Annotated in this window: 19 protein-coding genes and 1 pseudogene; 7 read left to right on the plus strand and 13 right to left on the minus strand. The window is 48.6% G+C overall.

Annotation, left to right across the window (positions count from 1 at the left end):
* Window positions 1-143: 143 nt before the first annotated feature.
* On the minus strand, window positions 144-965 hold the full coding sequence (locus L6H65_RS14325; protein ID WP_236343284.1) for a PP2C family serine/threonine-protein phosphatase: 822 nt from the start codon (window positions 963-965) through the stop codon (window positions 144-146).
* 15 nt (window positions 966-980) lie between these two features.
* Complete coding sequence (gene murG, locus L6H65_RS14330) at window positions 981-2,060, minus strand: undecaprenyldiphospho-muramoylpentapeptide beta-N-acetylglucosaminyltransferase (protein WP_236343285.1); 1,080 nt, start codon at window positions 2,058-2,060, stop codon at window positions 981-983.
* Window positions 2,061-2,159: 99 nt separating this feature from the next.
* On the opposite strand from murG, the pseudogene L6H65_RS14335 reads away from it, so the two are divergent.
* Window positions 2,160-2,291, plus strand: a pseudogene (locus L6H65_RS14335) (CatA-like O-acetyltransferase); the annotation flags it as partial.
* A gap of 215 nt (window positions 2,292-2,506) precedes the next feature.
* Here the strand turns inward: L6H65_RS14335 and L6H65_RS14340 are convergent.
* The 6 genes from L6H65_RS14340 to L6H65_RS14365 all read right to left on the minus strand — a co-directional run bounded on the left by L6H65_RS14340 (window position 2,507) and on the right by L6H65_RS14365 (window position 12,898).
* Window positions 2,507-4,798: a carbohydrate binding domain-containing protein gene (locus L6H65_RS14340; RefSeq protein WP_236343286.1), complete on the minus strand. Its 2,292-nt coding sequence runs from the start codon at window positions 4,796-4,798 to the stop codon at window positions 2,507-2,509.
* 153 nt (window positions 4,799-4,951) lie between these two features.
* Complete coding sequence (locus L6H65_RS14345) at window positions 4,952-7,240, minus strand: carbohydrate binding domain-containing protein (protein WP_236343287.1); 2,289 nt, start codon at window positions 7,238-7,240, stop codon at window positions 4,952-4,954.
* A 353-nt stretch (window positions 7,241-7,593) separates the two neighbouring features.
* Window positions 7,594-9,864 (minus strand): carbohydrate binding domain-containing protein, encoded by a 2,271-nt coding sequence (locus L6H65_RS14350; RefSeq protein WP_236343288.1) that lies wholly within the window; start codon window positions 9,862-9,864, stop codon window positions 7,594-7,596.
* Window positions 9,865-10,061: 197 nt separating this feature from the next.
* The gene (gene ilvD, locus L6H65_RS14355) at window positions 10,062-11,750 is read right to left on the minus strand and encodes a dihydroxy-acid dehydratase (RefSeq protein ID WP_236343289.1); all 1,689 of its coding nucleotides are present in this window, start codon (window positions 11,748-11,750) and stop codon (window positions 10,062-10,064) included.
* On the minus strand, window positions 11,747-12,436 hold the full coding sequence (locus L6H65_RS14360) for a GntR family transcriptional regulator (RefSeq protein ID WP_236343290.1): 690 nt from the start codon (window positions 12,434-12,436) through the stop codon (window positions 11,747-11,749). The genes ilvD and L6H65_RS14360 overlap by 4 nt, the downstream gene beginning before the upstream one ends.
* Window positions 12,437-12,538: 102 nt before the next feature.
* A complete protein-coding gene (locus tag L6H65_RS14365; protein WP_236343291.1) occupies window positions 12,539-12,898 on the minus strand; it encodes an ArsR/SmtB family transcription factor in 360 nt (119 codons plus the stop codon).
* Between the two features lie 186 nt (window positions 12,899-13,084).
* Here L6H65_RS14365 and L6H65_RS14370 point away from each other — a divergent pair, with 186 nt between their 5' ends.
* Complete coding sequence (locus tag L6H65_RS14370) at window positions 13,085-13,723, plus strand: hypothetical protein (RefSeq protein ID WP_236343292.1); 639 nt, start codon at window positions 13,085-13,087, stop codon at window positions 13,721-13,723.
* 103 nt (window positions 13,724-13,826) lie between these two features.
* On the opposite strand, the gene L6H65_RS14375 is transcribed toward L6H65_RS14370, so the two are convergent.
* The 3 genes from L6H65_RS14375 to L6H65_RS14385 all read right to left on the minus strand — a co-directional run bounded on the left by L6H65_RS14375 (window position 13,827) and on the right by L6H65_RS14385 (window position 16,380).
* Window positions 13,827-14,357 carry a hypothetical protein gene (locus L6H65_RS14375; RefSeq protein ID WP_236343293.1) on the minus strand — a complete coding sequence of 177 codons (531 nt, stop codon included), beginning with the start codon at window positions 14,355-14,357 and terminating at the stop codon, window positions 13,827-13,829.
* A gap of 48 nt (window positions 14,358-14,405) precedes the next feature.
* Window positions 14,406-14,618, minus strand: coding sequence for a ChbG/HpnK family deacetylase (locus tag L6H65_RS14380; RefSeq protein ID WP_236343294.1), 213 nt, complete (start codon window positions 14,616-14,618; stop codon window positions 14,406-14,408).
* A 160-nt stretch (window positions 14,619-14,778) separates the two neighbouring features.
* Window positions 14,779-16,380: an alkaline phosphatase family protein gene (locus tag L6H65_RS14385; RefSeq protein ID WP_236343295.1), complete on the minus strand. Its 1,602-nt coding sequence runs from the start codon at window positions 16,378-16,380 to the stop codon at window positions 14,779-14,781.
* Between the two features lie 150 nt (window positions 16,381-16,530).
* On the opposite strand from L6H65_RS14385, the gene L6H65_RS14390 reads away from it, so the two are divergent.
* Genes L6H65_RS14390 through L6H65_RS14400 form a run of 3 tightly spaced genes read left to right on the plus strand, consistent with a single transcriptional unit; the run spans window position 16,531 to window position 20,352 of the window.
* The gene (locus tag L6H65_RS14390) at window positions 16,531-18,018 is read left to right on the plus strand and encodes a spore germination protein (RefSeq protein ID WP_236343296.1); all 1,488 of its coding nucleotides are present in this window, start codon (window positions 16,531-16,533) and stop codon (window positions 18,016-18,018) included.
* Between the two features lie 4 nt (window positions 18,019-18,022).
* Window positions 18,023-19,237: a Ger(x)C family spore germination protein gene (locus L6H65_RS14395; protein ID WP_236343297.1), complete on the plus strand. Its 1,215-nt coding sequence runs from the start codon at window positions 18,023-18,025 to the stop codon at window positions 19,235-19,237.
* Between the two features lie 11 nt (window positions 19,238-19,248).
* Window positions 19,249-20,352 carry a GerAB/ArcD/ProY family transporter gene (locus L6H65_RS14400; RefSeq protein WP_236343298.1) on the plus strand — a complete coding sequence of 368 codons (1,104 nt, stop codon included), beginning with the start codon at window positions 19,249-19,251 and terminating at the stop codon, window positions 20,350-20,352.
* 117 nt (window positions 20,353-20,469) lie between these two features.
* Here L6H65_RS14400 and L6H65_RS14405 read toward each other — a convergent pair whose 3' ends face one another.
* Together L6H65_RS14405 and L6H65_RS14410 are read right to left on the minus strand one after the other, a co-directional pair.
* A complete protein-coding gene (locus L6H65_RS14405) occupies window positions 20,470-20,871 on the minus strand; it encodes a GNAT family N-acetyltransferase (RefSeq protein ID WP_236343299.1) in 402 nt (133 codons plus the stop codon).
* 19 nt (window positions 20,872-20,890) lie between these two features.
* Entirely contained in the window at window positions 20,891-21,085 is a 195-nt protein-coding gene (locus tag L6H65_RS14410) for a DUF4177 domain-containing protein (protein ID WP_236343300.1), read from the minus strand.
* A 316-nt stretch (window positions 21,086-21,401) separates the two neighbouring features.
* Here L6H65_RS14410 and L6H65_RS14415 point away from each other — a divergent pair, with 316 nt between their 5' ends.
* The gene (locus tag L6H65_RS14415) at window positions 21,402-22,007 is read left to right on the plus strand and encodes a CPBP family intramembrane glutamic endopeptidase (protein ID WP_236343301.1); all 606 of its coding nucleotides are present in this window, start codon (window positions 21,402-21,404) and stop codon (window positions 22,005-22,007) included.
* 100 nt (window positions 22,008-22,107) lie between these two features.
* On the plus strand, window positions 22,108-23,301 hold the full coding sequence (locus tag L6H65_RS14420; RefSeq protein WP_236343302.1) for an oxalate decarboxylase family bicupin: 1,194 nt from the start codon (window positions 22,108-22,110) through the stop codon (window positions 23,299-23,301).
* The last annotated feature ends 83 nt before the right edge of the window (window positions 23,302-23,384 follow it).

Genomic DNA, 23,384 nt, shown 5'->3' on the forward strand with positions numbered 1-23,384 from the left:
TTGCAGTCCTCAGACGGTTCCGGCAACGCAAAATAAGGCCACCCCATAGTAGGTTGCTACTCATGGGACAGCCTCGAAGCTGCACGCATACGGACCCAAAGGCCGCTTCGCTCGCTTTCACTCCCTGCGAAAGAAGCGTTATACTACCCGTCAGACGGGTAGCTTGGCATATGCGTATGATCCGCTGCCGCAACAGACCAAGCAATCATAGTGGCGCTGTCTTTGATTCCGTGTTGATGGGCGCTGGTCAACAGCTCATGGACAGCTGAGGCAAGCTCTCTTTCATATAATTTGCCATAATGCTCTTGCAAGCCGTTCTCCAGCTCCAATATGCCATCCGTCGTCAGCAGCACAACATGCCGCCCCTCTCTAAGCTCGCGAACACCGGTTGAGTAGCCTGGCACCGATTTGTCAAATGTATTGACATTCCCTACCCATTCATAGAAGCTTCTTTGATTAAGGGCAGTCTGCCCGAACCTCATTAGCTCCGGATGGAGCAGATGAACCAGACAGTCACCAACATTAAACCACCACAAGTAAGCGCCTCTTCGGACACAAAGCATACAGGAGGTCTCTCCCGTCAGTTCCCTGCATCCACTCAGAAATGCTTCCGATGTGAAGAATGCAAGTAGGTCATCATGCAGCGCTTGAAACACGTTTGCAGCAGGGCTGTTAAGAAGATGGATAATCGCTGTCCGCCTCGATTCCAGCATCTGAAGCATATAATCGGCGCTCTGCGACGAATGATGAGCATCCAGGAGCATGACAAATTCCCAGCTTCGATCCTGATGTACCCATACCAATGCCGCATCCTCATTCTTATTCGCGCCTGCGGAAGAATTCCCCCCGTACTGGCCAACAATCACCTCTGCGACGACTTCAATATGAGGTTCATCTACATACATATTCATGCTTCCAGACCATTTGTAATCGATAATGCCGTCAACAGAATGATTGGCAGACATGAGCTACTCCTCCAATTACTTGTCGTTCCACTGCTTAGCAGCTCCTGTTATCAGTTCATATACAACAGGAAGCGTATCCGCTGCTTCCCTCTCGCTCATGGCAGCGGTGTAGCGCTTGCGGTTATGAAAGAGATGCTGAATCGCATCTATTAACGTATCCGCTGTCATCTGCTCCTCATACAGTACTTCACAGAAGCCGGAATTCTCGAAAGAACGGGCATTCAATATTTGATCTCCTCTGCTCTGCTCCTTGGTTAAAGGAATTAAGAGCATCGGCTTGTTCAAGGATAGAAATTCAAAGATAGAATTCGAACCAGCGCGAGACACGATCAAATCGCTCATAGCGAGAACATCCGTCAGCCCTTCATTGATATATTCATACTGCCTGTAATCAGGATGAGAGATTCCGGTGTCGACTCCGCCTTTGCCGCAGAGATGCACAATTTGGAAGCGTTCAACAAGACGGGACAGCGCCTGCCTGATCGTCTTATTAATTTTGCGAGCGCCAAGGCTGCCGCCCATAATTAGCAGAACCGGCTTCTCATTCGTAAATCCGCAGAATGCCTTTCCCTTAGCTGCGCTTCCACTGCGAATATCCTCGCGAATAATTGCCCCTACATGATGGCACTTGTCTCTGTTCAAGTGAGCTGCTGTCTCCGGGAAAGTGGTGCATACAGCTGCGGCAAACGGGATTGAAATTCGATTCGCCAGCCCTGGAGTAATATCTGATTCGTGAATGATCACGGGAACCTTGTTCAACCAGGCACCCAGCACAACAGGCACAGAAACAAAGCCGCCCTTGGAGAAAATAACGCTCGGCCTGCGTTTGCGAATCAGCCGGTAAGCCTGCAGCACGCCCTTCACAACTTTGAACGGGTCCTTCACATTCTGCCAGTCTATATATCTTCTGAACTTGCCTGTTGCAATTGGATAATAAGGAACATTCGGAATCGCGGAGATAAGCTCCCGCTCAATGCCTTCATGGGAGCCGATATATTCCACCGACCAGCCCTCCTCCAGAAACCGAGGAATCAAGGCGATATTAACGGTGACATGTCCGGCTGAGCCTCCGCCGGTAAACATTATTCTTTTCATAGCTTTACCTCGCGCCCCTTCCAACTGCTGCTTGCAACATTATACCAAAAGCTGGAACAGCAGGCACACCTTTATTAGTTATGCTTCATACCGCTGTCACTGTTGCCATTATCAGGACAATTCCATCATGCCGTTTGCGACGGTTACCATGCCGGGATGCTGTACAATGAGCTGCAATTACGTGCAGATGCTTGTACGGAATGGTTGCCAAACTATACCACACTACGCTAACTGGGCATAATAGTTAAACATAACGGGTTTCATCTAGTAGTCATGACTACTAGATGAAACCCGTTATTCTAGGTCTTGATGCAGCAGCATCCATAATGAAATGGCATATCAGAGCTGATGAGATATATAGATCAAAGCAGCCTCATTCCGAGTAGGAAATAAGGCTGCTTTGATTGTTTGCTGCACTAGCAGCATGTATGAGCAGTTAGATCATTCTAGGGCGTTCCGGAAGTAATCGTTCCGCTGTCAAAGGTAGACGTGCCCGTATTGAAGAAATAGTTGCTTCCTCCGTTGCTGTCCCACGTTCCGCTGCCGTTGTTGAAGCAGACCTCTGCACGAGCTGCGCTGCCGACTGCCAGCGTAATTTTGCTGTAGCCCGGCACCTCGGAGATCGTCATGGCATCTCCTGGCGCTGTTGTCCAAGTTCCGCCCTCAGGACGCCAATGGATGTATGGTGTGCTAAAGCCATGCTTGTAATAAATCGTTACTGTAGCCGTCATCGGCGGGCCGGAAGTAATCGTTCCGGCAGTAAATGTAGATATGCCGGTCCCGAAAATATAGTTGCTGCCGCCATTGTTGTCCCACGTTCCGCTGCCGTTGTTGAATACCGCCTCAAGGCTCGTCGCCGATCCGATATTTACCGTTATTTTGTTATAGCCGGCCAGCTCGGAGGATGGCATTGCCACTCCCGGTGCAGTCGTCCACGCCCCGCCAGCTGGACGATAGTGGATGTAAGGCGTTGAGAAGCCCTTCTTATAGTAAATTGTTGCTGTATAGCTGCTGGAGGTAGTAGCAACGAGACTACTTGGCAACGATTTATTATTCGCCGCGTCTACCGCTTTGACCGTGTAATTGTAAGTTGTAGATGGACTTAACCCCATGTCCGCATAAAAGTTGTTTGGCGTTGATGCAATCAATACCGAGTTGCGCCATATTTCATAATGGTCTACGGCAACATTGTCCGTTGAAATATCCCACACCAGATTAATGCTCGATGCCGTTTGGCTTGGCGAGGTGAAGTTCCCCGGCTGGCTTGGAGCAATTGTATCGACGAATGGTACAGGCAGATTATCGATAATGTTCTTCAAGTTCGGCAGGTTGCCGATCTTATCCGTTGAAGGACTGCTGGAAGGTGTATTAAGAATCGGATCTCTTAATATTTCCCTCAGCTGGGTAGGCGAATAAGTGACGCCAAATTCCGCTTTGGCAATGCCTTGCAGAGAAATAGCAGCTGCAGTTACGATCGGAGATGCAGAGGATGTTCCGTTGAAACTGGATTGATACCCTGTCGTGGAATAGATATCTGTAGCTGCAAGCGTATACACCCCTGTTCCCCAGCCATAGGCATCAACACGGGTTCCATAGTTGGAGAAAGACATCCGCGTGTGCGGTACTGTATCGGATGCGGCGCCTACCATAATTGCACCGGATTCCTTAAAGTCAGGACTCGTCTTGTTCAGTACATATTTCCCGCTGTAGGACTGGTAAGTATCCAGATTCACCGCGCCATTCCCAGCTGCTTCAACAACTGTAATGCCACGGCCGATCGCATATCGAATCGCATCGAATTCTGCCGCCCAAGTCTCAACAGGCAGCCAGCTTGGAGCATTTCCTGACACTTGAACCTCCAGCAAAATAACATCTCCTGCATCGAGGGCATCAGCGCCGACAATAATCGCTTCCGCAATATTCGTGCCCCCTCCTGTTGCTGTGCGTATCCAAGAGGACACCATCGGCTGTGCCTTGCTAGCGAGTCCAATATTGCCTAATGCGTTATCAACGCCGGAAATGACGCCCAATACAGCTGTTCCATGATTTGCTGAAGAAGATACATTGGTGCTGCCTGACAGCAGCGGTATGCTGTGTGCAGCTAGATCCTCATGATTCAGCGCCCAGCCCATCTCCATATCAACATAGGAGATTCCTTTGCCATCGCCGCCCTCATACTGCCATGCATAAGGAGCATTGATGCCTTGAGCAGCCGCATTCGCATAGCCTTGGAAGATATACGCCGGATCATCGCTCGGCTGAACCGGTGTTGAGTTGGACGCGAGCGTAGGCGTTTGAACCTCCGTTTTCGGATATGCCTCCTCCACCAGCTTGGAATTATTCAGCTTCTCCAACAGCTTCTCTATATCCGCGCCTTTTGGCACAGGTATCGTGTAGTAATTATGGAAGACAGCCTTTGCCTGATCCTCTTTCACCTTCGATTGTTTGTCAAAAATATGAAATAAGCGATTGAGCTTTAAGTCTGGGAACTCTGACAGCACATCGTTTAATGCATTGTCCTTCTTAGCCGCGAGCTCGCGCTCAGCCCCGTCTTCATAGGGTAGATTGACTCCCGGCTTGAATTTGACTATGATTTCTTCCGCATCCAAATGTTTTGTTGACTTGTATTCCTTAACCTCTTTATCCTCGCTTGCGAGGACAGGCGCATTGCCGACAGCTGCGAAAGACGTGAATACAAGTGCGAACATAACAAGGCTTAACAATCCGTTTCTAATCATACTATTTCTCTCCTTTTTCCTAGCAATTTTTGAAGAAAGCAGCCTCTTAGATTTCCTACTCTCCCTGCTCGCATATGAATTCCCCTTTGCCTTCCAGCGTGGATGGCAAAGGAGGGATACGCTCTAATATTTGTGATGGAAATCTACTATTCGTTAAGGAGTTCCGGCCGTTATCGTTCCACTGTCAAAAGTGTAGGTACCCGTATTGATGAAATAATTGCTTCCCCCATTGCTGTCCCACGTTCCGCTGCCGTTGTTGAAGCATACCTCTGCACGGGATGCACTGCCGACTGCCAGCGTAATTTTGCTGTAGCCCGGCACCTCGGAGATCGTCATGACATCTCCTGGCGCGGTCGTCCACGTTCCACCCTCAGGACGCCAATGGATGTATGGCGTGCTAAAGCCATGTTTGTAATAAATCGTTACTGTAGCCGTCATCGGCGGACCGGAAGTAATAGTACCGGCAGTAAACGTAGATATGCCAGTCCCGAAAATATAGTTGCTGCCGCCATTGTTGTCCCATGTGCCGCTGCCGTTGTTGAATACCGCTTCCAGACTCGTAGCCGAACCGATATTCACCGTAAATTTGTTATATCCGGCAACCTCTGAGGCCGGCATGGCCGTTCCCGGTGCTGTCGTCCACGTTCCACCGGCAGGACGATAGTGGATGTATGGCGTTGCAAAGCCCTTCTTATAGTAGACCGTTACTGAATTTCCGGTATCGGTAAAGATATAAAGGCTGCTCGGCAACGATTTGTTATTCGCGGCATCGACCGCTTTAACCGTAAAGACGTATGCGTGACCTGCATCCAATCCCGTAGCCGTGTAGCTCGTTGATGTCGTTGTCGCGATTGGCACCGTATCGCGCAATATCTCATAGTGGTCAACACCCACATTATCTGTTGACGCGTCCCATGCGAGACTGATGCTCGTTGCCGTTTTGCTTGGGGAGATCAAATTCAGCGGCTGGGTTGGCGCTACCGTATCGATGAACGGTACAGGCAGATTGTCTATGATGTTTTTCAGATTCGGGAGGTAGCCGATCTTGTCCGTTGAAGGACTGCTGGACGGCGTATTAAGAGTGGAATCTCTTAATATTTCCCTTAACTGAGTAGGCGAGTAAGTGACTCCGAATTCCGCCTTGGCGATCCCTTGCAGGGAAATTGCCGCCGCTGTTACGATTGGCGATGCAGAGGATGTCCCGCTAAAGCTGGATTGATAGCCCGTCGTGGAAGTGGTATCCGTAGCTGCAAGAGTATGAACACCGGTTCCCCAGCCATAAGCATCAATGCGGCTGCCGTAGTTGGAGAAATACATCCGAGTATGAGGAACCGTATCGGATGCCGCACCTACCATAATAGCGCCGGAATCCTTGAAATCAGGACTCGTCCGATTTAGAACATATTTGCCGCTATAGTCCTGGAAGGTATCCAGATTCACCGAGCCGTTGCCGGCTGCTGCCACTACAGAAATGCCATTGTTGACGGCATATTTGATTGCATCGAATTCAGCTGCATAGACCTCGACTGGCACATAGCCGCTGGCATTGCCATGTGTCGTTTGGATCTCGATCAGGATAACATCTCCAGCTTCGAGCGCATCGGCAGCGACAATGATCGCTTCCGCAATATTCGATCCGCCTCCACGCACCCAGGAGGATACCATCGGCTGCGCCTTGCTGGCCAGTCCAATATTTCCAATCGTGTTGTCAACAGCGGAGATCACGCCCAAGACAGCTGTGCCATGGTTCGCTGATGTCGCTATGTTTGTTCCGCCTGGAAGGAACGTTACACTATGAGCTGCCAGATCCTCATGACCCAGCGCCCAGCCCCTCTCGACGTCAACATAGGAAATTCCTTTCCCATCGCCGCCCTCGTATTGCCATGCATAAGGGGCATTGATGCCTTGCGAAGCCGCATTAGCATAGCCCTGGAAGCTATAATTGGGATCATTGCTTGGCAGAACCGGCGTTGTGTTGGACGCGAGCGATGGATCTTCAACCGGAATCGGCTTCGGATAGGCCACCTCCACCAGCTTGGATTGATTCAGCTTCTTCAACAGCTTCCCGGCATCCGCTCCTTTCGGAACGGGAACCGTGTAGTAATTCTGGAAGACAGCCTTCGCATGGTCTGTGCTTTTGGCTTCTTTATCAATAATGTGGAACAAGCGGTTTACCTTCAAATCTGGAAAATCGGAGAATGTGCTGTCAAGCCCGCTATCCTTTTTGGCCTTGAGCTCACGTTGAATTCCGTCCTGATACGGCACATTGACACCCGACTTGAATTTAACAACGATTTCTTCAACATCCAGGCTGTCAAATATGTTGCTCACACTGACTTCCCTGTCACCACTCGCACTTGCAGGCGCATGGCCGAACGCGACGACCGACGTGAATACAACAGTGAACACAATAAAGCTTAACAATCCTCTTCTAATCATCATTTCTCTCCTTTGTTCTTGTATTTTTTTAGTAGGCAAGCTAACAATGCCTATATTTACTATAAATACAGCCTTTCTATCAGTCAAAAGCCATGTAATCGCATACATCAATTATATTCTAATTATTTTAACGACTCTCACCCCTTTTCTTTAATCTTTTAAATAAATTTCTTATTTCCTATTAATGTTAATTAACCAAGCTGTATCAATGCCCCTTCAAAAATTTGACGATAGGACCAAGGACCTCCCTCGTTTATTTTACTTTTATTGTCATTAATATAAAGAACGCCTCGTTAATTCCATATTGGAAGAATCGAGGCGTTAAAATGAGCATGTATACGAGTTATTAAAAACTGCTAGGGTGTTCCTGAGGTTATCGTTCCGCTATTAAAGGTAGATGTGCCCGCATTGAAGAAATAGTTGCTGCCTCCGTTGCTGTCCCACGTTCCGCTGCCGTTGTTGAAGCATACCTCTGCACGGATGGCGCTATCGATTGCCAGCGTGATCTTGCTGTAGCCTGCTACCTCTGAGTTTGCCATGGCTTGTCCAGGCACAGCTGTCCATGTTCCTCCCTCTGGACGCCAGTGGATGTAAGGTGTTGCAAAGCCTCGTTTGTAGTAAATCGTCACCGTATTCGTCACTGGAACACCGGAAGTAATCGTTCCCGACTTGAATGTAGATGTGCCTACAGGGAAGAAATAGTTGCTGCCTCCATTGTTGTCCCATGTGCCGCTGCCATTGTTGAATACCGCTTCCAGACTCGTAGCCGTACCGATATTCACTGTAAATTTGTTATATCCGGCAACCTCTGAGGCCGGCATGGCCACCCCTGGCACAGTCGTCCATGTTCCTCCCGCTGGGCGATAATGGATGTATGGCGTTGCAAAGCCCTTCTTGTAGTAGACGGTTACCGTATTGCCAGAGTTGGTGGAGATGTAGAGGCTGCTCGGCAACGATTTATTGTTCGCCGCATCAACTGCTTTGACCGTATACACATAAGCCTGGCCTGCGCTTAGCCCCGTATCGGTAAAGCTGGTTGAAACCGTTGTAGCGATCGACACCGAATCCCGTAATATTTCATAATGGGTAACACCCACATTATCCGTTGAAGCATCCCATGCAAGGCTGATGCTCGTAGACGTTTTGCTCGGCGAGATCAAATTCAGCGGCTGGCTTGGTGCTATTGTATCGATGAACGGCACAGGCAGATTGTCTATGATGTTTTTCAAATTCGGCATGTAGCCGACTTTGTCAGTCGAAGGATTGCTAGACGAAGTGTTAAGCGTCGGGTCGCTTAATAGAGCGCGCAGCTGAGTCGTCGAATAGGCCGTGCCGAACTCAGCCTTGGCAATTCCTTGTATCGATATCGCATTCGCCGTTATGATGGACGAAGCTGAGGAAGTGCCGCTGAAATAGCTCTGGTAGCCCGTCGTCGAACTGCTGTTGGCTGCATCCAGTGTATAAACAGACTGCCCCCAGCTATTGACGTCGATCCGGTTGCCATAGTTGGAGAAAGACAACCGTGTATGAGGCGCTGTGTTGGATACAGCACCCACCAATATAGCGCCGGAGTCCTTGAAATCAGGGCTCGTCCGGTTCAAAACATACTTGCCGGCTGTTGTCTGGAATGTATCCAAATTTACGGAGCCGTTGCCGGCTGCTTCAATGACAGTAATGCCGCGATCTACCGCATACCTGATCGCATCGAATGTATCGGGGTATACTTCGACCGGAACATAACCGCTTGCCGTGCTGTAGCCTGCTTGCGCTTCAAGCAGAATCACATCGCCGGCCTGAAGCGCGTTGGCGGCGGACAAAATCGCTTCCGATGTACTATATCCGCCGGCAGACCGGTGCTGGGAGGAAACCATTGGCGTTGCTTTGCTCGTAAATCCGAGAGTTCCGAGAGCGTTATCTACAGAGGAGACCACGCCTAGCACCCCTGTTCCGTGACTGTGGTAAGCAGCATTCAAGCCTCCTGGAAGCATCTGAATGTTGTGCGCCGCCAAGTCCTCATGGCCAAATGCCCAGCCCTGCTCAACATCGACCCAGCTTATTCCCTTGCCGTCGCCGCCTTCATATTGCCATGCATAAGGAGCATCATGACCTTGAGGGGCTGCCGAACTGGCATAGCCCTGGAATGTGTAATAGGGATCATTAAGTGGTTGAACCGGTGTCGTATTGGGCAGCAATACGACTGTTGGCGGTTCTACCGGCTGAGGCTTGAGATAAGCCTCGGATACAAGCTCGTATGCGCTCAGCCTTTTTATCAGCTCATCCGCATTGCCATTCTTAGGAACAGGAACCTTGAAGTAGAGATCAAATACTGTAATCGAGCTTTCAATCCCTTTCACTTGCTCATCGGCAAGGCTGAACAGACGGTTAAACGTCAAGTCCGGGAATGCCTCGAATGTTACTCCAGCCCCTTGCTCTGCCCGGGGCTCTGTTCCCTTAAGTTGAGGGACATCGCTGCCCGGTTTGAATTTGACGACAATTTCGTCGGGATATTGAATAGGGACAGTGGACTCCCCTTTTGCGTCAACAGGCGCAGGATGGGAGAACGCCATGCTTGTCAGGAGCAATAATGCAGCAGCAGCCAGACTTATAACCTTGTTTTTAATCATCATTTCTCTCCTTTTTAATGAATGAGTATCGTGCGGCTGAGCGCAGTCATCCGACTGCCCCTATCCCCCCTCTATCAGACTTTTAAAGCAGCAATATTTTACCTTTTTATGTGATATAGTATTGCATGTTAGGCTATAGCAAAAAAGCCTCTATGGAACTATCTTTCCATAAAGGCTCATATCCAGCATGCAATATCTATTTAGCAGAGATCTGTTACTGCTCCTTTGGAGGCGGAAGAGACGAGTTTTGCGTATTTGGCCAGCACTCCTGATCGGTATTTAAGAGGCGGTTCGATCCAGCTCGCTGCTCTTTCCTCCAGCTGTGCAGCAGAAACATTCATATGAATCTCTTGTGTTTCACTGTCAATGGTGATAATATCACCCTCCTGCAATAACGCAATAGGTCCTCCGACCTGCGCTTCAGGCGCAACATGTCCCACAACGAAACCATGCGAGCCTCCCGAGAATCTGCCATCCGTGAGCAGAGCAACGTCCTCGCCAAGACCTTTCCCTACTATCATCGCTGTAACCGAGAGCATTTCCGGCATTCCAGGTCCGCCTTTGGGACCTGCGTAGCGGATGACCAGCACATCGCCTTTGCGAATCTGATCCTCCATAATCGCTTGCGTTGCTTCTTCCTCGCTGTTATATACACGGGCAGGCCCCGTAAACCGAAGCACTTTCAAACCCGACATCTTCGCCACAGCTCCCTCGGGAGCGAGATTGCCCTTCAGCAGAACGAGAGGACCGCTTGGCTTCAGCGGATTGTCGAATGGTCTGACGACATCCTGATGTTGTGCTAACGACTGCACTTGAGCAAGATTCTCTGCAATCGTCCGACCTGTGACGGTCAAGCAATCTCCATGCAGCAAGCCTTGCTCCAGAAGCAGCTTCATGACGGCAGGAACGCCTCCCGCATCATTGAGATCCTGCATCATATATGCGCCGCTTGGCTTCAAATTGGCGAGATGCGGCACTTTTTTGCGAATGCGCTCGAAATCATCGATCGTAAGATCAACCTCAACAGCGTGTGCGATAGCCAATAGATGAAGGAATGCATTCGTTGAGCCGCCAAGCGCCATAATGACCGTGATCGCATTCTCGAATGCTTGCTTCGTCATGATGTCGTGAGGATAGATCCCTTTCTCCAGCAGTTGTACCACCATTGCCCCAGCCTCCGCACACTCTGCTGACTTGTTCGTTGCAATAGCGGCGGTAGAGGAGGACCCCGGCAGGCTCATGCCCAGCGCCTCAGCAGCCGAAGCCATCGTATTCGCCGTGTACATTCCTCCGCAAGCTCCAGCGCCCGGACATACATGACATTCAATTTCATGCAATTCGTCGGCGTCAAGCTTCCCGTCATGGTATAGGCCAACAGCTTCGAAGGCGGTCACGATGTTGACATCCTTGCCGTTCAGCTTGCCGGGCTGGATTGTACCGCCATACACATAGATCGACGGCAGATTCATTCGACCGATTGCCATGAGACAAGCAGGCGTATTCTTGTCACAGCCGCCGATTGCTACCAGTCCGTCGAAACGTTCGGCATTTGTGACGATTTCGATGGAATCCGCAATAATCTCACGACTGGGCAGCGAGAAGAGCATGCCCTCATGCCCCATAGAAATGCCATCCGAAACCGTAATGGTGTTGAAAATTAGCGGAGCCCCTCCACCGGCCTGCACACCTCTCTTGGCTTCCCTTGCCAGCTCATCAATATGGATATTGCAAGGGGTTACTTCACTCCATGTGCTGGCGACTCCGATCATCGGCTTCTTGAAATCCTCATCCTTGAAGCCTACCGCCCTTAGCATGGCCCTGTTCGGCACTCGATTGACGCCCTCGCTGATCACCTTGCTGCGGATTCTCAAATCTCTCTTGTCCGTCATTTTGATTGCTCCCCTCTTGCATTTAAGATTGCGTGCAGCTCGCGCATCGGTCTGAGCAGATTTTGCTTCATCACGGATGCGGCAGCTTCATGATCTCCCTGCTCCAATACTTTAATGATCGCGGCATGCTCTTCAACTGATGCTGCGGTTGCTGAGACGGGCTGTGCCAAAAATACATACTTGAACCTTCTGATATGGATTTGCAGCGATGCGCTGAAGGCAGCCACATAAGAGTTGTCAGACACTTCAACGATGAGATTGTGGAGCTGTTCATCAATCTCCATCGCCCGATAGGGCTGTCCATTCTCAATCGCTGCGGCAAACTCGGCATTAAGCCCTCTTAGCAGCTCGATCTCTTCCGGGCGAATTAGCGTAGAAGCAGTCTCGGCAGCTAATGCGTGAAGCGCTGCAAGTGTCGTATACATTTTGAGGATGTCATCTTTTTCAATGGTTTGCACCCTAGTATCTCTTCCCGGATGCATTTCCACCAGCCCCTGTACCTCAAGCAGCTGCAAAGCCTCCCTGACGGGTGTTCTGGAGACTCCAAGCGCCTCCGCCAGCTCAGCGTCAACCAGCTTCTCGCCAGGCTGCAGTGTTCCGTCAATAATCCACCTCTGGATTTGTGACAATGCTCGTTCTTTAGCAGACACTCTCGCCGGAGTCGAATAACTTGTCGGGATCGGCATTCCACCCACTCCTTTGTATGCAATATATCGCATACATATATTTTAATCAAGTGAAAATGTTTCTAAACGTTGCTTCCGAATTAAAAAAGGCGATCCAGCGAATTACTCGCGGACGCCTTTCTCGTTATATGGCTCATTCCGAATCACTTCCAGCAATGAAATGGCATCTACAAGATGATTATCAAAGATTCGCTTTGCAACTGCCAGCAGCTCTTTAATGAGCGGGTCCCGCAAGGAGTAAATGACCGATGTTCCATCTTTTAAACCATAGACTATATTTTTATTGCGCAATATAGACAATTGCTGCGATACGGCAGAACCTTCCGACCCGAGTATTTGTTGCAGTTCATTTACATTTTTATCGCCTTCACCAAGAACTTCAAGAATTCGTATTCTCATCGGATGAGCTAATGCTTTAAAGAAATCGGCTTTAAATTGTTGAATGCCCACATTATGATTCATGGCGTATGCTCCCTTGGGTAAACTACTGAATATATGAATATAATAGCATACTTAAATCGTAGCATTGTGCAAAAGATACCAGCTAGAGTCGGGTTTGTCATTCGATTGTAACTTCAGTATAATGCTTTATATATATTCAAATATCTGAATATTTGATTCTTATTATTAAACAAGGAGTGAGCGCGAATGTCAAGCATTATGAAAAGCAATCCATCCCATCCCAATTCGCAAGCCTCCAACGAAATCTCTTCAGAGATGCACCAAATCAGCAGACTATCCGTCATTGATCTCGGCATTCGTGCTCTGCAGGAGGCTGGCTCCGAGCATATATGTAAAGTCTGTATTGCCAATGGCGGCTCCTGCTGCAATGGCTGCCGGCATCTTGTGAATGGTCTCGGATGTCAGCTTCGCAACACAAGCTGTACGGCTTGGTTGTGCGGGTTTCTTAAGTACCTGTTGTATGAAACCGGACAACTGCAGGAATGGAATTATTTCTGGGAACAAGTGCCTGGACAGGATTATCGCGAGGATTTCACACCAGAGGTTTTTTTCGTGGAAAATAGTCTGCCAACCTATAGCTTTGGGGAGCTTAGTGAAGCTCTCGCCGCCGATCTCGATGAGCTGGCACGCGCGCATATAGCAATCGGATTCATCATTATGCTTAGAGAGAAGATTGATAAAAACATTGACCGCCTGGACACCTGCAGGCACGATGTCAAGAAGCAAGCTAGAATAAAACGAAACATCAAAGTTTTATCAAGCCCTTTTCGACGTTTCCGCCTAGCACTGCGGGAGTACCAGCTAAATGGTCCGTCCTCCTCGTGAACGGCTGCATCCAACTCCGCCATTACATTGGCACAATATAAACGCCAACTTCAAGGGTGACGTTGCGAATACAATAAAACCGCCCTCGCGGGCGGTTCGGAAATCAATATGATTCATTGGTCAGTTGCATAAAATCATTGGCATGCGTACGTATATATCCGGCTAGACTAGTGAACGAGCTGGAAGTAACCAGCTGAAGCCGGCCGTAGAAGGCGTTGAAGGACGATAGCAATTCCGGATCATGCTCAAGATCTTGAACAGTTGCATCGAAGCAGTCCAAGCTTCTTGCATAGTCCCTTCCGACGAGAAATCCTTCTATCTCCTCAACGAGCTGCAGAATCCCCAGTTCTCCTATAAGGGGAAGCGTGTTCTTCAACGATGACCAGATGGCAGGCTGTGCATGGTAATAAGCGCTGCGCCAATACAATTCCTCCGGCGATTGAATAGCATGATCGTAGTAAATCCGGAACATAAATAATGCCTGCTGACCGTCTGTAAGACTGCCATAGAATGCCCTCTCGTCTCCCCCGCTTACCCGCAGATTCTTAAACGCACTGATCAAGGGTGCAAAGCAAGCCGAACACAGCGTCTGGTCCTCCATCGTTTCAAACTCATTTCGTTTCATCGTTGCCAACAAATCAAATCACTCCCTCAATGCTATTATATTGCAATAGCGGGACTCCTACCATCCTTGTACATTGATATGCGCGTTCTGCGCACAGAAAACAGCCGCTTCCGCTGCCCAGGTGCAGGGCATCATAATAGACGCAGAAGTGATGGAACGGCTGAGAAACATGTCCTCAATCCCCTTATTCGCATACGGAGATATTCCATAATCATCAGCCTGAATAATAATGAATCGTTCTTGGGATCGGAATCCCGGCTCCTCTAGCATGATCATCTCTCCTTAAATGGTCCTGATTCCATTCAAAAGAGGCGCAGGATCACATTGAAGTGATCCCACGCCCCTGGCAGGTTCAGAAGAAATGATAGTTGTTTCATCCGTCATTATATAACAGAAATTTGAAAAGTAAAGCAGAAGGCGCTACTGGAGACTAATTATTCATCAGAATGCGCTCTATATAGGCTTTAATATCAACGATACGCCTAAATGCTGGCTTCTCTTCGACCCCCCAAATAATTAATGGGATTAAAGACTCGGTCTCATGAAGGGAACCATGCCCGCCTCCGCCCGCATGCGTAGGCGAGCTATGCCCTTTCAGCTCATAACCCTCCTTGGCGGTTACAACGAGAAACTGCCCTTTATGAGACTGTAGAGCGCCATATATCCGTCTAAGCGCATCGGGGTATTTGCCGTAGCGGAGCCCGTTATCGTTCCGTTCCATATGCAGATCCAGCAGCGCTTTATCTCCGCTGAATGTCCATGCTTGACCGTACTGGTCAACGGTTTTCCCTCCAGCTTTGTATTGAAATGCTGTCCGAGCTCCCCCTTGCGTCACGTTGATCCATCCGTCCTCTTTCCATGCAATGAGATCGACACGGCGATCCGCTCCAACCTCGTCTGCCAGTTGGCGCATTGACGCCTCCGTATGGAGCTTGTACACATAAGCCATCGTTTCATTGACGGCAAACACAAGCTCCGTATCCTTCGTCACTCGGTCACCAGGGTGCAAGCTGTTATAGCGGCTATAGAGGGTGGTCAAGTCAATAACAGAGCGTTCCCTTGCAGGCCGCAGCTGACTCATGCCGCTATCGCCAACAATCATAACAGCCGCTTGATCCCTCGCTGCTTCCGGTGATCCGAATGCTTGCAGCAAATCATGCAGCTGCTTATCCAGCTTCACCAGACCTTTCATAGAGGAAGGTCCCTTCTTATGAAGCTCCTGATCAAGATCGGGCAAATAAACATATAGAAAATCAGGCAGCTTATTGTTGCGGATTAAGTAGGCCGCTGTTCCAATAGCAAACTCATTATTAAATCCCAATCGCTTGGCAAGCGAGTCCGGCAGCTGCAGCAAGCCGTCAAGCGGATTCGATAACGAGCCGAACGATAGATAATTCGGTCCCTTGACTGGGATCGTTTCCGGCAAAGATGCAGCTTTGCCCAGCCACCCCGGGATACTTAGTGTATGCTTCACCGGCCCTCGATAGATAAGTCCATTAATAGAACCACTCTTGAGCCCCTTCCTACTCAACTCCTCATAGATCGTAGCTGCGTCGGGATTGAGATCACGACTGTTCAAGTGAAGCAGCCCGTCCCGTACAACATCCTTCACTCCCTTTCGCATAATTTCCATCGGGCCTGTACCGTAATTAATCTCCCTCTGCATATCAGCAGAATACCAGGCCAGCCCGGGAATGTGGTGCTGATCGGGGTAAGTCCCGGTCATTAGGGAACTGTCGATCGTGACGGACATCGTTGGAAACGAGCTTACGACATCCTTGTAGTACTGGCCGTTGTCAATGAGAAGCTTTAATGTAGGCAGCTTCTGCTGCGCTATTCCCGCATCGAGCGCCTGATACATGAGGGAATCCACGAGAATCAGAATGACCTTCTTCGCATGCGGTCCTTCTTTGGATTTGATATGCAGAAGATCCGTTTCCTTCACTTCCTTTTGGCTGCCATTACATCCCGATAGAAGTAAAAGGGCCAACAACAGCCATACAGCAAATCCAACTCGCCCGAGAGCCGCCATTATACTCACACCTTTTAATATGTATTGCCTTCATTGTGTTCCATGAATATAGAAGTATGCGCGGCAAAATCAGGAACAATATGCATAATACGACTATGTGCGGGGGAACATGAAGCGTAATAGATCTTACTTTCAGGGTGGGTGAGACGAATGGGCCAATCCGAATTGCTCTCACATAGTCTTCAGCATAATATCGAGACGCTCCAATCATTAACAGGAAACAGCTCCGATATCATTGTCCGCACCTTTCTAGGCGCGGGCGGTTTGCCTATGGCAGTTATCTATATTAATGGGCTGACTGATTCAGCGATAATCAACGATAACATTATGAAGCCGATTATGTTGTCGGGGCTGTCGAACGAGAATATAGCCGAGTCTAGTGACGATCATTTCCGCATCGTTAGGGATCAGGTTGTTTCTATATGCGCAGCCGGCGAAATAATGCGATGGGATGCATTCATACTGACGATTCATAACGGAAACACCGTTATACTCGGAGATGGCTGGAACCAGGGGATTTCTGCAAGCACGGCCAAATGGGAGCAAAGAAGTGTAGAAGAGCCATCCTCACAGACGGTTATTCGCGGACCCAAAGAAGGCTTTACCGAGAACATCGGCATCAATGTTGCCCTGCTGCGCCGCAAGATCAAAAGCAAAAATTTGTGGAAAATTGACCGTCGAATCGGAACAGAGACACAAACAGATGTCTGTGTCATGTATCTGAAAGGGACGGCCAATGATGAGGTTGTAGCCGAGGTGCTTGAAAGACTTGACCGCATCCAGACAGATAGTATTCTGGACAGCTGCTATTTGGAAGAGTTCATTCAGGACAAGACCTACACGCCGTTTCCGACCATTATTAATACCGAACGCCCTGATAGTGTTGCGGCCTCGATCCTTGAAGGTCAGGTGGCTCTTCTTGTAGACGGCACGCCATTTGCTCTCATCCTCCCCGTTACCTTCTTCAAGTTCTTTAGCGCAAGCGAGGACTATTATCAACGGTTTGATATATCCACCTTTCTCCGTATTCTGCGCTTAGGCTCGTTTACGGTATCGATGATTCTGCCATCGCTTTATTTGGCGATCACAACCTTTCATCAGGAAATGGTTCCAACTACCCTTCTTATAAGCCTCGCTGCACAGCGGGAGGGCGTTCCCCTGCCGGCCTTCTATGAAGCGCTGCTGATGGAGGTCACATTCGAAATTTTGCGGGAAGCCGGGGTTCGCATGCCGCGGGCTATCGGCTCTGCCATTTCGATAGTAGGAGCGCTCGTATTAGGACAAGCTGCCGTTGATGCAGGTCTTGTATCTGCGGCCATGGTAATCGTCGTCTCCTTCACCGCCATATCCAGCTTTGTCATACCAGCTTCCAATGTTGCGGTTGCCGCACGCTTAATCCGCTTCATGCTCATGATGCTTGCCGCAACGTTGGGCTTGTTCGGGATCATGTCAGGAATCTTCTTCCTCTTGATCCATCTGTCATCTCTTCGTTCCTTCGGTGTTCCTTATCTAACGCCAATATCTCCATTCATACCCAGCAACCTTAAAGATACGATCGTTAGAGTACCCTGGAAGCTGATGAATACACGACCGCGTCTATTCGCCAAAAACAATTACAAACGCCAGAAAAGGAGATGATGGTATGAGGCGTTCGCTGTTTCTGGCCTCCGTCATCATCGTTGTATGCTTGCAAACGGGCTGCTGGAGCCGGGTAGAGCTTAACAGGCTGGGTATTATAAGCGCATCTTCCCTGGACTTGTCCGAGGATAATCAATGGGTAGTATCCTTTCAAATTATTATTGCGAATTCTAGCCAAGGCGGCTCCGGCAAGAACGGCTCACATTCCCCTGTAACGGTCGTTTCTATGAAGGGCAGCACGATTCTGGAAGCACTCCAGAAGTGTGATCTGGAAACGCCCCGGCATCTTTTCTACTCCCACAACCGCGTGTTGATTATTAGCAAGCGGGTTGCTGAGCGCGGCATTAATCTGCTCATGGACTACTATTTGCGCAACAATCAAGCACGGGAGAATGTCAATATTCTCATTACGGACGGGGAAGCCAAGCCCTACCTGCAGGTGCTTACGCCGCTTGAGACCATACCCGGAAATGCGATCTCGAATATGCTTAACGACCGGCTGGATGATCAGCCCAAAATGACGTTGTCCAAGATATATCAAGTCATGCTTGCACTAGCAAACCCAACTGCTAGCGCGACTATGCGCGAGCTCAAACTTATCGGAGACGGCTCAAAACAGCAATCATTGGAAGCTTTGCAAACGACCAAAAACGAAGGCAAGCTGAAATTGGACAGAGTTGCTGTATTCAAGGGAGACAAGTTCAAGGGCTGGATAAGCCGGGTAGACAGCTTGGGCATACCCTGGATTACGAATGTGCTGCGAAGCACTGACATCCCCTTTTACTGCAACGGTGAAGCACGCAAGGATCAATTGTCCGGCTTCTATGTCGAGAAAACGCATTCCCAATTAAAGCCTCGGATTAAGGACGGCCGTTTGTACATGTCCATCCACATTAAAGTGAAAGGCAATTTGAAAGAAACCGCATGCAGACTGGAGCTGAAAAAATCGAAAGCTCTAAATCATCTGAAGAAGCCGATTGAGGATGCAATCAAAGAGAATGTGAACCATACCTTCCTCAAGCTGAGGGAGCTGAAGGCAGATGCGCTGGGGTTCGGGGATGCCTTTCACAAGGCCTATCCCAAGGAATGGAAGAAGCTCTCGAAGAACTGGGAGCAGCAGTTTGCGAACATCACAATGGATGTAACGGTCGCCGTCAAAATCCGCAGAGCCGGCATGATCAATGACACCTTCAACATGCTATCGGAAAACAAAGACTAGGGGGCTTTAAAATGGAGCGGATCAGCAAATTTCAATTGGGCGCGATGATCATTTTATTCCAGATTGGAAGCACTCCGTTATTCGAGATCGGCAGCAGAGCCAAGCAGGACGCCTGGCTGGTGGTCGTGGTCAGTATGCTGCTGGGGTCGGTTCTGCTGGCCATGTTCCTATACATTCAACGAAGAGAACCGGAGATGAATCTTAGCGGACTGTTCATGCATTATTTCGGCCCGTGGATCGGGCGTTTGCTGCTGCTGTTCTATGTCGCTGTATTTGCTTATGAGTCCATGCGCAATTTGCGTGACTTTGGAGATCTTACCATCATGACGATACTCCCCCGCACGCCGATCTCCCTCATTATGATCATCATTCTATTCCTGACCATCTATTCGATCTACAAAGGAATGGAGGTGTTTTTCCGGGTTGCTGAATTTATTGTTTGGGGCGTATTGTTCTTTTATTTTGTTCTGTTCGCTATGTATTTGATTTCAGGCATTATCGTATTCGACCATATTCTGCCTGTTCTTGAGAATGGCATTCAGCCTGTCATTAAAGAGAGCCTGTCCGGTTATATCTGGTTCCCCTTCGGTCAGATGATCGTGTTCCTTATGTTCTGGAGCTATCTGAGCGAGAAGAGGCTGCTCGTCAAGACGACGGTGCTGTCCTTTGTTGTATCAGGAATCGTCATCCTTATTACGAATGTGATTAATCTGATGGTGCTTGGCCCCTCATTGCCGGACATCTCTTCAATACCGCTGCTTCAATCTGTGCAGTTGATCCAGATTGCCAACATTCTTGAACGGTTCGATGCGTTCGTCATTCTGCTCTTCTATGCGGGCATATTCATCAAGTCCACACTGTGGTTTCTGGCCGCTGTCCTTGGGCTCTCCCAGCTCTTCCAAACCGAATACCGGAAGTTTGCTCTGCCCGTCGGGGCAATCATTTACTCCTTTACGTTCATCCCGCCCAACTGGCAGACACATGTGGAGATCGGCGAAACGATTGCGAAGAAATATATGCTTAACCCGATCTATATTCTCTTTATCCCGACAATTCTTATGATCATTATGTGGATCAGAGGACCCAGCAACAAGAGCAAGAGCAGCCAGGCATAACACTCAAAAGCCGCATAGATGTGGACATAACAAAACGAACCAGCCAAAGGACAGACCCTTTATCGGTTCGTTTGATTGATATTCCAGCTCGTGCATCCTGCGAACGGGCCGTTGCTGTTATCGGCTTCTTGGTATGAGGAAACAGTTATTTGCGTGAGCAAACCCGATCCGGGGGTAATATTCCATCGCACCCGGCGCTGACAGGAGCACCAGCGAGACTTCTTCCCCTATACGTGCCTGGACATGCTTCACCAGCTCGTTTCCGATGCCAGCCTTCTGATAGTCCGCATCAACAGCAAGATCGGACAAGTAGCAGCAGTATGCATAATCGGTCAAAGCTCTTGCAATACCGATCAGCTTATCCCCATCCCATGCTGTAAGCACGATATCTGCATTGGCAATCATCTGCTCTAATCGCGGCAGATCCTCAACGGGTCTTCTGATGCCGGAGCTGGAGAATACACGTGCTAGCTCCGATGCTGTAATCGCTTTGGTCTCCTTGTAGGTGATTGCCGTCATTGAATGTCTCCCCCTTACTCTATACTCTACGTTTGAAAACAGCTACGATATCTTTCGATTGTCCCTGATAGATGCTCGTATCAAAGCAGGAAACCAATTCCCAGCCCTCATAACCAGCGTTATTAAGCAGCTCCTCGAATTCCTCTTCTTTAATCTTGCCGCCCATGAAACCGCCCGTTTTATACTTCACTGTTTTATACGTCCATCTCTCCATGTTGCCATCTCCTTCTTCACTTCAAATAATAGCAGGCTGACTGTCGAAACCCGATCAACAAAACAAATCTATTTCCGGTATAAATTTGTTTCTCTATTAATAAACTATCACATTTTTCATAGTAAACATATATCAGGAAAGCATCATACTCTAAAATTGAAAAAGTCTGTGATAACGAGGGTTTATTGAGGTCACATTAAATTTTTAGAAAAAAGAAGGACACCGCGTGCCTTTTGTCAAATGGTTAAAGTATCCAATAAAACAACATGGCAGCTCAAACACAGACTCATGCAATGCCAATGAGAAAGGATATTAAATGAACCCCCCCATGTCTATGAATAAAGCGGTTATCTATAGCAGCATTATCTTAATAGTCGTCAGTATGGTGATGATTTACTTTTGGAAAGGCATGAATACAGTAAACTATTTGCTACAATTGTTTTCTTTGAAGTTTTTATTTAAAGACATGATGATTGGACTTATCGGTTCAATTCCCCTTCTACTGCTGCTCGTTGTTCTAATTGTATTTGGAAAGGCAAATCTTCCCGAGACAAAGGGCAGTGTTGATTTAGTCAGTTTTTCACGCCAAAAGAGAATGAATCTATTAACAATCAGTGTAATCACCGTGTTAGGTGAAGAACTGCTGTTCCGAGGGGTCTTTCTAATATGGATGAACTCCATTCTCCCATCTTTGCTTTCAAATATCATCATTTCGCTTCTGTTTACTGCGCTTCACTATTGGGATCAATATGAAGGCCAGCCCTACCTGCTAGTGTACTTATTCGTTATGAGTCTATTGACTGGAATCATTACCTTGGAGCAACAAACACTATGGAGCGCATTGACCATTCATGCAGTGAGCAACTTTGTTGCATCCGCTTTGATACGAACCAAAGTAATAAGACTGCAGAGTGAATGTTAAATCGCAACTACCCATTCCTGTCGATGTTGCTCGTATATTTCATACACCGGCAACATAAACATCTCACAATGGATTTTTTCCTAATCGTGAGGTGAATGAATTGGATAATGGGACAGATAGACCGTTTCCGGCTAAATCGATTCCGCAGCCGATCCGTAGCGACGGCGCCGGTGGAGTGGATAGAGGCCCCAGAGATATTATGAGGGACATGGAAAATCAGAATATGCTGGTTCCGCCCGTGACGGATGCTGGGCTTCTTCCGAACTTGCGATTCTCCTTTTCGGATACCCACATGCAGTTGAACCATGGCGGATGGTCACGAGAAATTACCGCTCGCGATCTTCCGATCGCAACAACGCTAGCTGGTGTTAATATGAGCTTAACGCCTGGAGGGGTACGCGAACTGCACTGGCATCAACAAGCCGAGTGGTCCTACATGCTGCTTGGTCACGCACGGATAACATCCGTAGACCAAGACGGACGTAACTTTATTGCCGATGTTGGGCCAGGAGACTTATGGTATTTTCCACCGGGCATCCCTCACTCGATTCAGGGGCTGGAGGATGGATGTGAATTTTTGCTTGTGTTTGATGACGGGAACTTTTCAGACCTTAACACGCTGTCCCTATCAGACTGGTTTTCCCACACACCGAAAGATGTACTCTCAGCCAATTTTGGGGTGCCCATAGACGCTTTTAAAGATATTCCACCTGACCAGGTATATATTTATCAGGATAAAGTACCAGGATCGGTTGCCTCCCAAAAAGTTGAATCTCCAAACGGTACGATTCCTTTGAGTTTCAAACACGAGCTATTGGCACAACCACCTATACAAACCCCCGGTGGCAGTGTTCGGATCGTGGACTCCACTAATTTCCCCATTTCAAAGACCATCGCAGCTGCACTTGTTGAAATTCAGCCTGGAGCAATGCGGGAGCTGCATTGGCACCCAAACAATGATGAATGGCAATATTATCTTACTGGTCAAGGACGTATGACTGTATTCGCAGGAAATGGTGTAGCAAGAACCTTTGACTACCGAGCTGGCGATGTTGGTTATGTACCGTTCGCATTTGGTCATTATATTCAGAATACGGGTACAGAAACGTTATGGTTTCTTGAAATGTTTAAAAGTGACAGATTCCAGGATGTCTCTCTCAATCAATGGATGGCACTTACGCCTTCCGAGCTTGTTGCAAGCAATCTACATGTTGGTCCTGAACTCTTGGATGCCTTGAACAAGCAGAAATGGCCGGTTGTTAAATATCCGGGATTCACTTTTTATCCAAAGTAAAGGTAAGCAGAGACTGCTCCTGTTGTGGAGAGAAATTTATTCTCATAGGCAGCAAGTTGAGACGGAACTGACCATGGAGCTGT

It is taken from the genome of Paenibacillus plantiphilus (assembly GCF_927798095.1).
Classification (GTDB): Bacteria; Bacillota; Bacilli; order Paenibacillales; family Paenibacillaceae; genus Paenibacillus_Z; species Paenibacillus_Z plantiphilus.

Coding starts and splice junctions, on each gene's coding strand:
- L6H65_RS14325 (WP_236343284.1), bottom strand. CDS start 965: ATGTCTGCCAATCATTCTGTTGACGGCATTATCGATTACAAATGGTCT.
- murG (WP_236343285.1), bottom strand. CDS start 2,060: ATGAAAAGAATAATGTTTACCGGCGGAGGCTCAGCCGGACATGTCACC.
- L6H65_RS14340 (WP_236343286.1), bottom strand. CDS start 4,798: ATGATTAGAAACGGATTGTTAAGCCTTGTTATGTTCGCACTTGTATTC.
- L6H65_RS14345 (WP_236343287.1), bottom strand. CDS start 7,240: ATGATGATTAGAAGAGGATTGTTAAGCTTTATTGTGTTCACTGTTGTA.
- L6H65_RS14350 (WP_236343288.1), bottom strand. CDS start 9,864: ATGATGATTAAAAACAAGGTTATAAGTCTGGCTGCTGCTGCATTATTG.
- ilvD (WP_236343289.1), bottom strand. CDS start 11,750: ATGACGGACAAGAGAGATTTGAGAATCCGCAGCAAGGTGATCAGCGAG.
- L6H65_RS14360 (WP_236343290.1), bottom strand. CDS start 12,436: ATGCCGATCCCGACAAGTTATTCGACTCCGGCGAGAGTGTCTGCTAAA.
- L6H65_RS14365 (WP_236343291.1), bottom strand. CDS start 12,898: ATGAATCATAATGTGGGCATTCAACAATTTAAAGCCGATTTCTTTAAA.
- L6H65_RS14370 (WP_236343292.1), top strand. CDS start 13,085: ATGTCAAGCATTATGAAAAGCAATCCATCCCATCCCAATTCGCAAGCC.
- L6H65_RS14380 (WP_236343294.1), bottom strand. CDS start 14,618: ATGCTAGAGGAGCCGGGATTCCGATCCCAAGAACGATTCATTATTATT.
- L6H65_RS14385 (WP_236343295.1), bottom strand. CDS start 16,380: ATGGCGGCTCTCGGGCGAGTTGGATTTGCTGTATGGCTGTTGTTGGCC.
- L6H65_RS14390 (WP_236343296.1), top strand. CDS start 16,531: ATGGGCCAATCCGAATTGCTCTCACATAGTCTTCAGCATAATATCGAG.
- L6H65_RS14395 (WP_236343297.1), top strand. CDS start 18,023: ATGAGGCGTTCGCTGTTTCTGGCCTCCGTCATCATCGTTGTATGCTTG.
- L6H65_RS14400 (WP_236343298.1), top strand. CDS start 19,249: ATGGAGCGGATCAGCAAATTTCAATTGGGCGCGATGATCATTTTATTC.
- L6H65_RS14405 (WP_236343299.1), bottom strand. CDS start 20,871: ATGACGGCAATCACCTACAAGGAGACCAAAGCGATTACAGCATCGGAG.
- L6H65_RS14410 (WP_236343300.1), bottom strand. CDS start 21,085: ATGGAGAGATGGACGTATAAAACAGTGAAGTATAAAACGGGCGGTTTC.
- L6H65_RS14415 (WP_236343301.1), top strand. CDS start 21,402: ATGAACCCCCCCATGTCTATGAATAAAGCGGTTATCTATAGCAGCATT.